The following is a 14,224-nucleotide window of genomic DNA, read 5'->3' on the forward strand; positions in this document are numbered from 1 at the left end:
GTCAGCGCGGGGGGCCGGAGTGCCTGCCGGACGCTGCGGGAAAATCGTCCGCGACCATGGCGGCGAGCTCGACGAATGCGCTCCTGGTCTGGGGGCGCAACATGTCGAGATCGACCACGGCACCCTCGGCCAGATGCTCGTCGAACGGAACGACGAGGACGGCTCGACATCGCTCGAGAAAATGCTGCTGCAGCAGGTTCATGTCCACTGCCGACGAGCCGGGACGAACCGAGCTGATCACCACTACCGTTCGCTCGACCAGGTGTCCGTAACCGTGCAGCTCGAGCCAGTCCAATGTCGCCGCTGCACTGCGCGCACCGTCGACCGCCGGCGAGCTGACCAGAACCAGCGCGTTCGCCAGTTGGAGCACACCGTTCATCGCCGAGTGCATGATGCCGGTTCCGCAATCGGTCAGGATCAGGTTGTAGTAGACCTGCAGCATGTCGATGACGGCTCGGTAGTCCTCTTCGCCGAACATTTCCGACGCCGCCGGGTCGCGCTCTCCCGCAAGCACTTCCAGTCGACTCGGTGCCTGCGAGGTGTGCTCGCGAATGTCGGAGTAGCGCCGAATGTTCGGTGCGGCGGCCAACAGGTCTCGGACGGTAGACGACGTCTGCCGCGGAACCCGCTCTCCGAGGGTGCCGAAATCGGGGTTCGCGTCCACTGCGATGACACAATCTCCCCGCAACGACGCGAACGTCGAGCCGAGGCCGAGAGTGGTCGTCGTCTTGCCGACACCACCCTTGAGCGAGAGGAACGCGATCCGGTAGTCACCGAGCACAGGCTGGCGGATGCGCTCGACCTGATTTCGGTACCGCTCCTCTGCGGTCGACTCACCCGGATTGATGACACCACCGGTCAGCCGGTGTACGCCTCGACGCCATCCGGAGTTCGACGCTCGCTTGGGACGCTTGAGCAGCGAATCCGCGCCGAGGTCCTGGCTGTTGGGCCGATACGGATTGGGGGCACCCGCCCATGGTTGGGGCGACCAACCTCCTGTCGGTGCCGGGAACTCCTCGGGCCGCGACTGTGCGGGCAAGTGTCGGTTGGGCTCTGCGGCCACCGGCCCCGGCTCGAGCGGCACGGGTGGGTTGTATCGGGGCGGAACGGTCCGTCGGTCGATCGAATCGGGCGTCTGCCAGGGTGGCGGCTGCCGAGGCGTCGAACGTGATCGAGGAATCGGTTCCGGTGATGCGGGCCTAGAACCGTTCTCCGGTGCCGTGCCGCTTCGGTCGCCGGGCTCCTGGCCCTGCGCCGCGAAGTCCTGACGGCCATGCATCGACCACGGCTCCGAAGTACCTTGCGGTCGGTCGCGGTCCACGGTCCCCCGTATTCGGTCTTGTTGGTCGGTGATGACGCTACCAAACGTAGCGCCGCCGACGCTCGACTCACGCTCGGGGGTGAGCCTGATCGTGCACGGCGCGCAACCGTTCGACCGATACGTGGGTGTAGATCTGCGTGGTCGCGAGGGAGGCGTGCCCGAGCAACTCCTGCACCACCCTGAGATCGGCACCGCCTTCGAGGAGATGGGTCGCTGCTGTGTGGCGCAAGCCGTGCGGACCGAGGCTGGGGCCACCGGGAACGGTGTCGAGCACCGCATGAACTGCTGTTCTGGCCTGCCGTTGGTCGAGCCGCCCACCTCGCCTACCCAGCAACAGCGCGGCCCCGGATCGCTGATCGACCAACTCCGGCCTGCCACTGACGAGCCAGTTCTCCAGAGCGTCTGCTGCCGGCATGCCGTACGGCGCAGAGCGTTCCTTGTTTCCTTTACCCAGAACGCGAATCAGGCGGCGATCGGTGTCGACGTCGTCGATGTCGAGTCCGCACAGCTCTCCGACGCGGACCCCGGTTGCGTACAGGAGCTCGACGATGAGCCGATCTCTCAGCGCGATCGGATCGAGCTCGGCAGCACCCGATTCGGCAGCGGCCAACGCCTCGGCCGCTTGATTGTGGCGCAGTACACCAGGCAAAGTCCGGTGACTCGACGGTGCTGCCAGCCGTTCTGCGGGCCCGACCTGCACCGCTCCCACCCGCTCGAGCCACTTGCCGAAGGTCCGCGCCGACGAGGTTCGCCTGGCCATCGAGGTTCTGGCCGCGCCGGCCGCCGAATACTTCGCCAACCAGGAGCGCACAGCGCGGAGGTCGAGATCGGCGATGGTCGCTTCGGGGTCGGAGTCCGCGAGATGCGCGAGGAGCGATCGAGCATCCGCGACGTAGGCGCGGATGGTGTGCTCGGAGCGCTCTCGACCGAGTCGAAGGTGTTCGGCGAACTCTTCGATGTGGATGCCGAGGTGGGGCGGCAGCGAATCGGTCATCGGCTCAGCTTGAGCGCTCCCACGCTCCGCGACAACCGGACACGCCGACCGTCACGAGCCGTCGCCCGTTCAGGCGTCGACACCGGCTTCGGCCTGCGCGAGCTCGCGCTTCCACACTCGGAAGTTCTCCTCGGTCCGCCCTCGACGCCAGTAGCCCGAGATCGATGCCCACTCGGCACCGACCCCACGCTCCTTGCGAATATAGGGCCGGATGTTGTGCATCACGGCCTGCGCCTCACCGTGCACGAAAACCTGTGCCTGGCCGGGCAGCCATTCCGTACCCTTGACTGCTGCGATCAAGGGAGCGTTGTCGCCGGCCAGGTCGTCGCCGACGTCGTTCGAGGATGCACCCCGGTGAACCCAGGTGACATCGACGACGGCGAGCGTCTCCATGTAGATCTCGTCGTGACGGTCGGCAACTTCGATGAAGACTTTGGCGATGGCGTCTTCGGGCAGCGCCTCCACGGCGGCCGAAATAGCGGGAATCGCCGATTCGTCACCTGCGAACAGATGCCAGTCCGCGTCGGGTCGAGGGGCGTACCCGCCGGACGGGCCGAAGAACGACATCTCGTCCCCCGGCTTCGCCTTGGTGGCCCACGGCCCGGCAACTCCTTCGTCGCCGTGCACCACGAAGTCGATCGCGATCTCGCGCGCACTCGTGTCGACGGATCGAACGGTGTAGGTGCGCATGATCGGATCGTCGTCGGTTCCGAAGAACAGCTTGACGTAGGCGTCGGTCTCGTCGATCGCGTCGAAGTCGTCGAAACTGTCTCCGCCGAGGTACACCCGGTACATGTGCGGGGTGAGCGCCTCGGTGCGCAGGACGGACAGGGTGGTTTTCTTGCGTGGCACTTCGGACCCCTCTTCGAGCGAACGACGTCGATGCGTGCTGCACCGACTAAGCATTACCTAACACCCTACCTTCGAGGCTCGGCGAACGTGGTGTTCATCCCCGCACCACGCGGAACCACCCCGTCTCGTCGCTGGCAACGAAGCCGTCCATTTCCAGCACAGGCAGTGCAGCGCGCACCTTGCCGATCGGCACACCGGACTGTTCGGACAACTCGCGGCTCGACAGCGACCCGGTTGCCGGCAACGCGTCGTAGATCAACAATCCGGTCTCCGAGAGCGCATCCGTCTCACGAAAGAGATCGGGCCGCCATTCCTCCGGCGACCCGAGGGCACCGGCCTCGGCAACGACATCGTGCGAGCTCGACACCAGCACGGCCTCGCCGTCGCGGATCATGCGATGGCACCCCTTGGACGTCGGTGATGTGACCGGTCCGGGGACCGCGAGTACCGGACGACCCAGTTTTTTGGCCCATGCCGCAGTGTTGCGAGCCCCGCTGCGCCACCCTGCCTCGACCACCACCACTGCCGATCCGAGTGCCGCAACGAGTCTGTTGCGAGCGAGGAAGCGATGCTTGGCAGGGGTGGTGCCCGGTGCGTATTCGCTCAGGACCAGCCCGTGATCGGCTATCTGTCGCAGCAATCGCGAATGCCCCGCCGGATAGGCACGGTCGACGCCACAGGCGAGCACCGCCATCGTCGTTCCCTCTACTCCGAGAGCCCCCCGATGCGCCGCGGCATCGATCCCGAAGGCCGCTCCCGAAATGATGGTCCAACCGTCGAGTGCGAGGTCTGCCGAAATTTCTGCGGTCACGTGATCCCCGTACGGGCTCGATGCACGGGTCCCCACGATCGACACCGATCGTTCGGTGGCAGTTGCGACGGGCCGACTTCCGAGCGCCCACAACGCAATCGGAGGACAGGTGTCCACCCCTGCGGTCAGACCCGATCCGTCGAAGCCGAGGAATCTCCACGCCGGCCACTCGTCGTCGTCGGGAGTGATCAACCGGCCACCCAGCGCGCCGATGTGATCGAGATCGGCTGCAGCGGTGTCGATGTGGGCACGTACCTCGAGCCGCTCGCCCAATCGGCCTGCCCGCACCGCCGCAGCGGCCGCTTCCGGGCCGTGCGCCGCGGCATGGTCGACCACGAGTCGATGCGGGCCCTGCGCCACCCTCGACAGATATGCCCACGCGAGTCGGCGTGCGTCGTGGGTCATGCCACTCCCCTGTCGCGGAAATCCAGTGCTGCACCGACCTCGTCGGCACCTGGAACCGTGCCACCTGCGAGGTCGCTCAGCGTCCACGCCACCCGTATCGCCCTGTCTGCTCCCCGCGCGGTCAACGATCCGTTCCGCAGCGCACGCTCCACCGGCGCGAGCGTCGAGCGCGCCAGCCGAAACCGTTGCCGTAGCGCAGGTCCCGGGACTTCTGCATTTGTTCTCCAGCCGAAATCCTGCCACCGGTGGGCGGCCGCGTCCCTGGCTCCGGTCACGCGTGCGCGGATCTCACTCGTTCCCTCCCCCACCTCGTCGACCAGTGCTCCCGTCGCGACGCCCATCATCTGTATGCGGAGATCGACACGGTCCAGCAACGGCCCCGAGAGCTTTCCGAGATATTTGCGCCGAGCAGTGGGCGCACAGACACAATCGACCTGTCGCGCAGGTGCGCACGGGCACGGATTCGCCGCCAAAACCAGCTGAAATCGAGCCGGATATCTCGCCACACCGTCTCGACGAGCAATGCGAATCTCACCGTCCTCCAACGGAGTCCGCAGAGCCTCCAGTACGCGAACGCTCATCTCGGCGCACTCGTCCAGAAACAGGACTCCGCGATGTGCGCGACTGACCGCTCCCGGCTTGGCCATTCCCGTTCCACCACCTACCAGAGCGCTCACCGACGTCGAATGATGAGGTGCAATGAACGGCGGCGATGTGATGAGCGGTCGCGCAGTGGTCAACAACCCGGCCACCGAATGGATGGCCGTCACCTCGAGCGCCTCGGACTCGGTCAGCGGCGGCAGAATTCCCGGAAGACGCTGCGCCAGCATTGTTTTGCCGATTCCCGGCGGACCGGTCAGCATGATGTGATGTGCTCCGGCCGCCGCTACTTCCAGAGCCCACCGCGCATCCGCCTGCCCGGCTACATCACTGAGATCCGGATAGATCTCCTGATGCCACTCGGTCGGCACCGGCGATTCCAGGGCTTGCTCGCCGCGAAGCCACGCCACGACATCCCCGAGCGAGCCTGCGCCCAGCACGTCGATACCGTCCACCAGGCCCGCCTCGGGTAGACACTGCATCGGGACCACCACCCGTTGCCAACCTGCACCCTTGACCGCAAGCACCCCGGGTAAGACCCCGCGAACTGCCCTGAGCCGGCCGTCCAGAGCGAGTTCGCCCAGAAACACCGTCTCCGACAGACTCCCGCGCGGGATGGCCTTCGCCGCATCGAGAACAGACAACGCGAGAGCGAGGTCGTACACCGATCCACCCTTGGGCAACGTTGCGGGCGACAGCGCGAGAATCACCCGGCTGTCCGGCCACGTGCCACCCGAGTTCTTCACGGCCGCTTTCACGCGATCTCGCGACTCGTTCAGCGCGGTATCGGGCAGACCGACCAGATGAGTGCCGGGCAAGCCCTGCCCGATGTCGGCTTCGATCTCCACCAGCACACCGTCGACACCGTTGACCGCAACCGAATGCGCTCTCCCGAGCGGCATCAGAACGCAGCCCGGATGTGAGTGATCACCGGATTGTCGTCTCTCCCGACCACGATCGCGATCACGTCGAATCTGATCTGCACCCACGGACCCTGTTGCAGGGCAAGCCACGACAGCGCAAGCCCTCTGATCCGCACCTGCTTGGTGTACGTCACAGCCTCGGCCGGCGTTCCGTAACCGATTCCCGAACGCGTCTTCACCTCGACGAAAACCATGGTGTCACCCTCGCGCGCGATGATGTCGAGCTCACCGGATCGATGCCGCCAGTTCCGCTCGATCACCTCGAGCCCGATGTCCTCGAGATGGCGCACCGCGAGGTCCTCACCGCGCGCACCGAGTTCCTGATTGGTCGCCATATCCGCATTCCTCCACTCTCCGGCCGTACTTCGCGGCCGATTCGGTACTACCGAAGGTGGCACGTCCGAATCGAGGAGAAACAAAGAATGCGCAGGTGGGCGATTACCCTGTGGACAACTGCTCGCCTGTGCACGAACGGGCAGATGTGCGGAGACAAATTGTCGGCATTGTCGGACCTTCGTGTTACAGCGTGGGCGAGTGGCAACGTCGGCGAGTTACAACAGCCCGGTGGCAGTGGCCCCCACGCACAAAACTCCGCCCGAATTCAGAATTCGGACGGAGCTGATGCCGAGCGTCGACACCAGGAAACGGGTGCCGGTGGAGCGTTTCGGGGCACCGACGAAGTCGGCGCTACCGGATGATCAGTGGGCGGCCTCGTATGCCGCCTGCACGTCCTGACTGATGCGGCCGCGAGCACTGACCTCGTGGCCGTTCTCGCGTGCCCATGCCCGAATGTCCTGAAGATCGACTTTTCCGCGAGCCGGTGCCGGAGCAGCGCCGCCCTTACGGGTACGGCGTCCGGAGACCTTCTCTGCGTGCTCGATCCAGAAAGCCAACTGTTCATGCAATTCGTTTGCATGCTTGAGGTTCAAATCGATGCGGTACTGGTTTCCACCGATGCCGAATTCGATGGATTCACCTTGGCCGTCTTTGATTACCGATCCATCGACATCGTCGATCATCTGCACAAGCGTCTTGCGTGCCATCTCGTACCTCTTACACGTCTGGGGGATGTGATATTCAAGTTCTACCACCGATTCTCGTTTCGGCGCAAAGAAGTGCAGGTGTTACGCAACGTGTCGAATCGGCGAATATCAGTCCGGATATGGCAGCACATTTCGAGAAAATAGACGTCGAAATCGAATGCCTTTGTTACGCAGTTACTTTCGCGACGAGAATCTACCGTGCCGTTACCTGCCGGAGCTGGCCCCCGTCGAAACCGACGATGAAACAGGACATGCGGAACGATTTGGTCGGCTGTCCAATTTCTCGAACAATCACGGTCGTAATCGGCGAACACCGGTTCGGCAACTCGTCGGCGCGAGGCCTGGTGTGTTTCACACGCCCGCGAGCCGTCGTCGACTGCCGCGTGCCGCGGCGTTCGCCGCGGCGAGCTATTCCGGAAGGCGAAGGTCTGGTTTGTCCAACTCTTCGATGTTGACGTCCTTGAACGTGATCACTCGGACGTGCTTGACGAAACGGGCGGGGCGATACATGTCCCACACCCACGAATCCGACATCCGCAATTCGAAGTAGATTTCACCGTCGGCGTTGTGCGGAATGAGTTCGACGGAGTTCGCCAGATAGAACCGACGTTCGGTTTCGACCACGTAGTTGAACTGACCCACGATGTCCCGATACTCGCGATACAGCGAGAGTTCCATCTCGGTTTCGTACTTTTCGAGATCTTCGGCACTCATCGGTCTCTTTCATCCTCCAGTCGGGCGTGAAAAGCAATCATCGCGCACCTGCGTCGCGGCAGTCCATTCGCCCCACGGCGTCGCCGTTCCGAGTGGTGCCTGCGGCACGACCCACAGGTGGATCCCCAGCCGAGCCCGCGGCCGCCGCAGCGACATTCGCATACGACATTCGATGTTCTCGGCTGGGGCCGAGAGCGATCATGGCGGCCGAATGAGCCCGCGTGCTGTAGCCCTTGTGGACGGCGAACCCGTAGCCCGGAATCTCTTCGTCCATCTGCACCATCAGCCGATCGCGTGAGACCTTCGCCAGCACACTCGCGGCAGCGATGCACGCGGCGGTGGCGTCGCCGCCGATCACCGGTAGCGACGGAACCGGCAGGCCGGGCACCCGAAAGCCGTCGGTGAGCACGTACCCGGGGGTCACTCCGAGCCCGGCAACTGCGCGACGCATTCCCTCGATGTTCGCTACGTGCACCCCGATGCGATCGACCTCGGCAGCATCGATGAACACCACGCTCCATGCCAGAGCCAGCTTCTGAATCTTGGGGAACAGTTCCTCGCGTCGACGCTCGGTCAACTTCTTCGAGTCGTCCAGATCGGCCAGCGCTGCGTGGGCTCGTGCGCCGAGTACGCAGGCCGCCACCGTCAGCGGACCGGCGCACGCTCCCCTACCCGCTTCGTCCACACCCGCAACCGGCCCGAGACCTCCGCGCTCCAAGGCCGACTCCATCGTCCGCAAACCTGCAGCCCGCCGGATGACCGGACGGGGCGGCCACGACGACCGCGTCAGAGTCGCTCGTGCACGAGGCACGCGGCGGGGGGCCGTCGTCATCGACCTTGAATGTCGGGAGAATCCAGGAGGCCGGTCCTTGACGGTGGCAGCGCAATGAAGACGGCCTTGCCGATCACGTTGTCGAGCGGAACGGTACCGGTGAATTCGTCGGTGACGTGATAGCGGGAATCTCGTGAGTTGCTCCGGTTGTCTCCCATCACCCAGATGTTGCCCTCCGGAACGGTCACGGGGTCGAAGCATCGTCCCGACTTCAGTTCGGTGTCACAGGTCATCGTCCCGGGCGCGAACGGGAAATCCATCTGAATGTACGGCTCGTCCAAGGGCTTCCCATCGACGAGTACTCGGCCCTGATCGTCACAGCACTCGACGGTCTGACCGCCGGTGGCAATGACGCGTTTGACCAGATCGTTCTCGTCCGGGGCGACGACGCCGATCAAGGAGCCCACTTCCTGAGCCCCGCGGACGATCGAATTGTCGGAGCGCTGCGAGACGAATTCGTCGTTCCACGAATCCGGACCACGAAAGACGACGATGTCGCCGGGCTTCGGGTCTCCGAAGCGGTAACCGATCTTTTCGACCACGATCCGGTCGCCGGTACAGCCCGCGCAGCCGTGCAGAGTCGGCTCCATCGATTCGGACGGGATCAAGTACACCCGAGCGACGAATGTCTGGAGCAGAAAACTCAACAGCAGCGCTACCAGAATGAGAATCGGAAGCTCTCGCCAGAACGATCGGGGCTTGCGATCCCGACGCTTGTTCTGCGAAGACTCGTCGTCGGGCTCATCGGTCGGATCCTGTGGGGACTGCGTCACGTCAACAGGTTAGCCGGAACGCTCGTCTGCACGGCCGGACGGTCTGTGCACCGGCGTTTCGGACCGGCCGAGACGCATCATGCCGCGCCGCCCGAAGGGGCGACGCGGCATGATGGGAGCTATGTGGAGCCGGGCGGAACCGGTCAGCGCTTTTCCTTGATCTTGGCAGCCTTGCCACGCAGATCGCGGAGGTAGTAGAGCTTAGCGCGACGGACGTCACCGCGGGTGAGGACCTCGAACTGCGCAATGTTGGGGCTGTGCACCGGGAAGGTGCGCTCGACGCCGACGCCGAACGAGACCTTACGAACCGTGAACGTCTCGCGAACGCCACCGCCCTGACGTCGGATGACGACGCCCTTGAAGATCTGAATACGCTCCTTCGAGCCTTCGATGACCTTGACGTGCACGTTCAGGGTGTCGCCGGGGCGGAAATCGGGGATGTCGCCACGCAGCGACTGATTGTCGAGAAAGTCCAGAGTGTTCATCGGTTGTGCCATCCTTGCGTTCTGCGCTTGAGTAGAGGAACCGAGCGGCTCGCGCACTGCGCGGCTCGACTGGTTCGTACTCCGAGTGAGGTCCGTGCCTGCTAGAGGCAACCCGACCATTGTGCCAGACCATCATGCCTACGGCGAAATCGACTCCGCGCGGGGTGAGACGCCGGCGCCCGACACCGGTGCCGGCACCACGACACGCGCCAGCTCGTCCTCGGTGGCCTCGCGTGCATGAACGATGCTGGGCTTGCCCGCGATCGCGTCCTGCAAGTAGATCTTGGCTCTGATGAGCGGTCTGCGCCAGCGCTTCTCGCGCCGCAGAGCTCTCTCCATCTTCTTCGGTCTGCTGGTGTAGCGCCACCTCGCCCACGGCGCGCTCGGTCGGCTCAACCGAATCGCCGCCAACACGAGGATCGGCAGTACGAACAGCCCTACCAACCCAGTCCAGATCTTGCCCTTGAGCAGGACGATCACGCACAGGGCCAGGTTGATCAGCGCCAAGACCGCCAGCGCGCTGCGCACCCACGGATCGGGGTCGGCCCGAAAGTCTGCCGGGCTCAACAGCTCCAACGGATGGAAGCCGAGCAGCAGCAAACCGGTGAACGCCAGGGCCGCAAAGACGGCATCGACCGACGTGCGGCCCTGTTCCGACCAGTAGACGTCGCGGAGGTAGAAGATCAACGCGAACTCGTCGAGAACGAGCGCAGCGCCGATGCCGAAGACGGCGGCCAGCACCGCGCCGATCGTCTGCGATCCGTCGACGTACACCGCGATCAGGCCGATCCCTGCCAGCAGCATCAACACGATCCCGAACACGACGTGATGTATGTGTTGCCCACCGGGAGTGATGTTGCCGGGCCACCACTTCACATCTGCGCGAATCATCCTGACGCTGAGACGGATCAGCAGAAAACCCAGTAGCAGTCCCAAAAGGAAACACAGCAGTGGCAGACGACCGTGATCGATGACCCCGTGTTGCAACCACCTCACGTGCGTCTCACGTCCTTCCTACCGAACGACCGGCGAGTCGGACTTCACACTATTCGTGATCCGTGCCGCCCAGGACGGCATCGACCACCGAGCCGTCGCTATTTTCCGAATCCGGCCTTCCGCAGCGCGTCGGCCATCGAGCCGGCCGCCGGTGCGGCCTGCTGGCCGCCGCCGCGGCGTTCACGCTGGGGACGTGAGTCTCGTCCACGACTGCCCTGGTCGGCACCGCCGGCTCGCCCTTGGCCCCGCGGACGTTCGCCCTGTTGTCCACGTGGGGCGTCCTTTCCGGCGGAGGCCCCAGGCTCGTCGTCCAGTCGCAGACTCAACCCGATGCGCTGACGAGGGAGGTCGACCTCCATGACCTTGACGCGCACGACGTCGCCGGATTTGACGACCTCACGCGGGTCCTTGACGAAGTTGTGCGACATCGCAGAGACGTGAACGAGACCGTCCTGATGGACACCGACATCGACGAAAGCACCGAATGCCGCCACGTTGGTCACGACGCCTTCGAGCGTCATCCCCGGCTTCAGGTCGGCCACCTTCTCGATACCGGCCGCGAAAGTAGCGGTCTTGAACTCCGGACGCGGGTCGCGTCCCGGCTTCTCCAGCTCGGAGATGATGTCCGTGACAGTGGGCAACCCGAATCGTTCGTCGACGAATTCCGCGGGATCGAGGCGGCGCAGGAGGGCCGTGTTGCCGACCACTTCGCGCACTCCGACGCCGGCCTTGCCGACGATGCGGCGCACTACGGGGTACGCCTCCGGGTGCACGCTCGAGCGATCGAGTGGATCCTCTCCCCCGGAGATGCGGAGGAACCCGGCGCACTGCTCGAAAGCTTTGGGGCCCAAGCGCGGTACGTCCTTGAGGGTGCTGCGGCTGGCGAACGGTCCGTTCTGGTCGCGGTGCGCCACGATGCTCTCGGCGAGCGAGCCGGCAATTCCGGATACCCGCGACAGCAGTGGCACCGACGCTGTGTTGACGTCGACACCGACCGCGTTCACCGCATCCTCGACGACGGCCCCGAGAGAGCGAGCGAGCAAGGTTTCGGAGATGTCGTGCTGGTACTGGCCGACGCCGATGGACTTGGGATCGATCTTGACCAGCTCGGCCAACGGATCCTGCAGTCTGCGAGCGATCGAGACCGCGCCGCGGATCGAGACGTCGAGTTCGGGCAGCTCACTCGAGGCGTACGCCGACGCCGAGTAGACCGAGGCACCGGCCTCGGAGACCACCACCTTGGTCAGATTCGCAGCCGGGAACCTGGCAATCAATTCTGCTGCCAGGGAATCGGTTTCACGTGACGCCGTACCGTTTCCGATGGCGATGAGCTCCACTTCGTGCTTGGCCGCGAGGCCGGCGAGAGTGGCCAGCGCCTGATCCCACTTGCCCTGCGGCTTATGGGGATAGATGGTGTCGTAGTCGACGACCTTTCCGGTCGCGTCGACGATGGCAACCTTGGTGCCGGTACGGAAGCCCGGGTCGAGTCCCATCGTGGTGCGGTTGCCCGCCGGCGCGGCGAGCAGCAGGTCCTTGAGGTTGCTCGCGAACACGTCGACGGCGTCCTTCTCGGCGGATTGACGCAGTCGCATACGGGTATCGAGGGAGACCGTGACCAGCATCTTGGTACGCCACGCCCATCGAACGGTATCGAGCAGCCATTTGTCGGCGGGCCGTCCTCGATTCGCGATCCCGAACTTGGTGGCGATCCGACCCTCGTAGACGCTCGGCACCCCGGGCGTCGGTTCTTCGCGCTCGGGCTCGAATCCGAGCGAGAGTACTTCTTCCTTCTCGCCTCTGAGGGTGGCGAGGATGCGATGCGAGGGCAGGCTCGTGAAGGGTTCGGAGAACTCGAAGTAGTCGGAGAACTTGGCACCCTCCTCCTCCTTGCCCTTGCGGACCGTGGCAACGAGCTTGCCGGAGGTCCACATGAGTTCACGCAGTTCACCCACCAGGTCGGCATCCTCGGCAAAACGCTCGACGAGAATCGCACGCGCGCCGTCGAGCTGCTCCTGATCGAACTGCGCCGGATCCGTCGTGAGGTCGGAGAACAGGGCATCGGCCACGGGATCGTGCCCCGCTTCACGCGCAATCTGGGCTTTCGTCCGACGCTTGGGCTTGAACGGCAGATAGATGTCCTCGACGCGCGCCTTGGTATCGGCGAGCATCAGAGACTGCTCGAGGGCGTCGTCGAGCTTGCCCTGACCACGGATGGATTCGATGACGGCGTCTCTGCGCTCGTCGAGCTCACGGAGGTACCGCAGCCGCTCGTCGAGCTGACGCAGCTGCGCATCGTCGAGGGTGCCGGTGACCTCCTTGCGGTACCGCGCGATGAACGGGACCGTCGAGCCGCCGTCGAGCAGTTCTACGGCGGCCCGAACCTGTTCCTCACGAACGTCGAGTTCTTCGGCTATGCGCTTGTTCACAGATTTCAGAGCAGTGGTCACGGCGATGGACCCTACCGCTACTGTGGGACAGGTCGGTCAGCGGTTCAACGTCTGGGAGAGATGCACGCATGGTCAGGGTGTCTCGATTCCTGACTGTCGTCTGTGCCTCCCTGCTCCTCACCGCAGGTTGCTCGGTTCCACCGGACGATCAACCCGGCGACTCCGCTGCGAAAGCAACCGCCGAGACCTCCGCGTCGCCCTTTCCCGACATGCAGAAGGTCGACGGCGTCGCTCTGGAAGCCCGAATCCCCATGGCGATCGCGTCGGCGCAGGCCCGAGGTGCCGACGTCGACTTCGCGTTGCTCGACCGCGACACCGGGTCTTTCTACAGCAGCAACGCCGGCACACAGGTCGAAACCGCGTCGGTGTCCAAGCTATTCATCGCCGACGAAGTGATGTTCCGAGCGCAGTCGGAGAACCGCCCAGTCTCGGCCGACGAACTGGCCACCATGACCAGCATGCTGGAGCTCTCCGACGACAACGCCGCCTATACCCTGTGGTACCGCTACGGCACGTCCGAGATTGTCCGCGCGGTCGCGGCCCGATACGGATTGCAACGCACGACGGCACCGGGCGACGATCAGTGGTACAACACCGAGACAACGCCGGGCGACCTGATCGGGTACTACGCAGGCTTGCTCAACGGCAGCGGCGGACTGACGACTGCGTCGACGGACGTCATAATCGGCATGCTGCGGCGTTCGGCACCGATTGCCGCAGACGGCTACAAACAGCATTTCGGAATCGTCGACGGTCTACCGGGCGAGAGCGTGCACGCCGTCAAGCAGGGCTGGATGTGCTGTGTTTCCGATCGGTGGGTGCACTTGTCGACCGGCACGATCGGGGTCGACAATCGCTACGTCCTCGCTCTGTCGTCACGGGAAGACATCTTCTACGCCGACGACATGGAGAGCTATCCGGACACCGCGGTGGTCGACGTGAGTGACGACGCCAGCGCCCTACACGCCAGGGACACTCTCACCGGATTCGTCTCGATGCTCTTTCCCGGCGGAACGATCAGCTGAATT

Annotated in this window: 14 protein-coding genes; 1 reads left to right on the forward strand and 13 read right to left on the reverse strand. The window is 64.4% G+C overall.

The window, feature by feature from the left end; genetic code table 11:
* Position 1: 1 nt before the first annotated feature.
* From CH305_RS24030 to CH305_RS24090, 13 genes are all read right to left on the reverse strand, one after another.
* A complete protein-coding gene (locus CH305_RS24030) occupies positions 2-1,039 on the reverse strand; it encodes a MinD/ParA family protein (RefSeq protein ID WP_052058492.1) in 1,038 nt (345 codons plus the stop codon).
* 349 nt (positions 1,040-1,388) lie between these two features.
* Positions 1,389-2,315, reverse strand: coding sequence for a tyrosine recombinase XerC (locus tag CH305_RS24035; protein WP_094705038.1), 927 nt, complete (start codon positions 2,313-2,315; stop codon positions 1,389-1,391).
* 69 nt (positions 2,316-2,384) lie between these two features.
* Complete coding sequence (locus tag CH305_RS24040) at positions 2,385-3,167, reverse strand: siderophore-interacting protein (RefSeq protein WP_094705040.1); 783 nt, start codon at positions 3,165-3,167, stop codon at positions 2,385-2,387.
* A 94-nt stretch (positions 3,168-3,261) separates the two neighbouring features.
* Complete coding sequence (dprA, locus tag CH305_RS24045) at positions 3,262-4,383, reverse strand: DNA-processing protein DprA (protein WP_094705042.1); 1,122 nt, start codon at positions 4,381-4,383, stop codon at positions 3,262-3,264.
* On the reverse strand, positions 4,380-5,885 hold the full coding sequence (locus CH305_RS24050; RefSeq protein WP_032377045.1) for a YifB family Mg chelatase-like AAA ATPase: 1,506 nt from the start codon (positions 5,883-5,885) through the stop codon (positions 4,380-4,382). The genes dprA and CH305_RS24050 overlap by 4 nt, the downstream gene beginning before the upstream one ends.
* Positions 5,885-6,241, reverse strand: a complete 357-nt coding sequence (locus tag CH305_RS24055; protein ID WP_032377044.1) for a YraN family protein — start codon at positions 6,239-6,241, stop codon at positions 5,885-5,887. The genes CH305_RS24050 and CH305_RS24055 overlap by 1 nt, the downstream gene beginning before the upstream one ends.
* A gap of 363 nt (positions 6,242-6,604) precedes the next feature.
* Positions 6,605-6,949 (reverse strand): Lsr2 family protein, encoded by a 345-nt coding sequence (locus CH305_RS24060; protein WP_032377043.1) that lies wholly within the window; start codon positions 6,947-6,949, stop codon positions 6,605-6,607.
* Positions 6,950-7,357: 408 nt separating this feature from the next.
* A complete protein-coding gene (locus CH305_RS24065) occupies positions 7,358-7,663 on the reverse strand; it encodes a DUF2469 domain-containing protein (RefSeq protein WP_008717288.1) in 306 nt (101 codons plus the stop codon).
* Between the two features lie 37 nt (positions 7,664-7,700).
* Entirely contained in the window at positions 7,701-8,495 is a 795-nt protein-coding gene (locus CH305_RS24070; RefSeq protein ID WP_196248413.1) for a ribonuclease HII, read from the reverse strand.
* On the reverse strand, positions 8,492-9,268 hold the full coding sequence (gene lepB / locus CH305_RS24075; protein ID WP_094705044.1) for a signal peptidase I: 777 nt from the start codon (positions 9,266-9,268) through the stop codon (positions 8,492-8,494). Before lepB ends, CH305_RS24070 begins: the two co-directional genes overlap by 4 nt.
* Positions 9,269-9,411: 143 nt before the next feature.
* Positions 9,412-9,753, reverse strand: a complete 342-nt coding sequence (gene rplS, locus CH305_RS24080; RefSeq protein ID WP_032378188.1) for a 50S ribosomal protein L19 — start codon at positions 9,751-9,753, stop codon at positions 9,412-9,414.
* Between the two features lie 138 nt (positions 9,754-9,891).
* Positions 9,892-10,740, reverse strand: coding sequence for a hypothetical protein (locus tag CH305_RS24085; RefSeq protein ID WP_032403597.1), 849 nt, complete (start codon positions 10,738-10,740; stop codon positions 9,892-9,894).
* Between the two features lie 107 nt (positions 10,741-10,847).
* The gene (locus CH305_RS24090) at positions 10,848-13,196 is read right to left on the reverse strand and encodes a Tex family protein (RefSeq protein WP_094705046.1); all 2,349 of its coding nucleotides are present in this window, start codon (positions 13,194-13,196) and stop codon (positions 10,848-10,850) included.
* 68 nt (positions 13,197-13,264) lie between these two features.
* On the opposite strand from CH305_RS24090, the gene CH305_RS24095 reads away from it, so the two are divergent.
* Complete coding sequence (locus CH305_RS24095) at positions 13,265-14,221, forward strand: serine hydrolase (RefSeq protein WP_094705048.1); 957 nt, start codon at positions 13,265-13,267, stop codon at positions 14,219-14,221.
* Positions 14,222-14,224 lie beyond the last annotated feature (3 nt).

Origin of the sequence: Rhodococcus sp. 15-649-2-2 (assembly GCF_002258645.1) — a bacterium.
Taxonomy (GTDB): domain Bacteria; phylum Actinomycetota; class Actinomycetes; order Mycobacteriales; family Mycobacteriaceae; genus Rhodococcoides.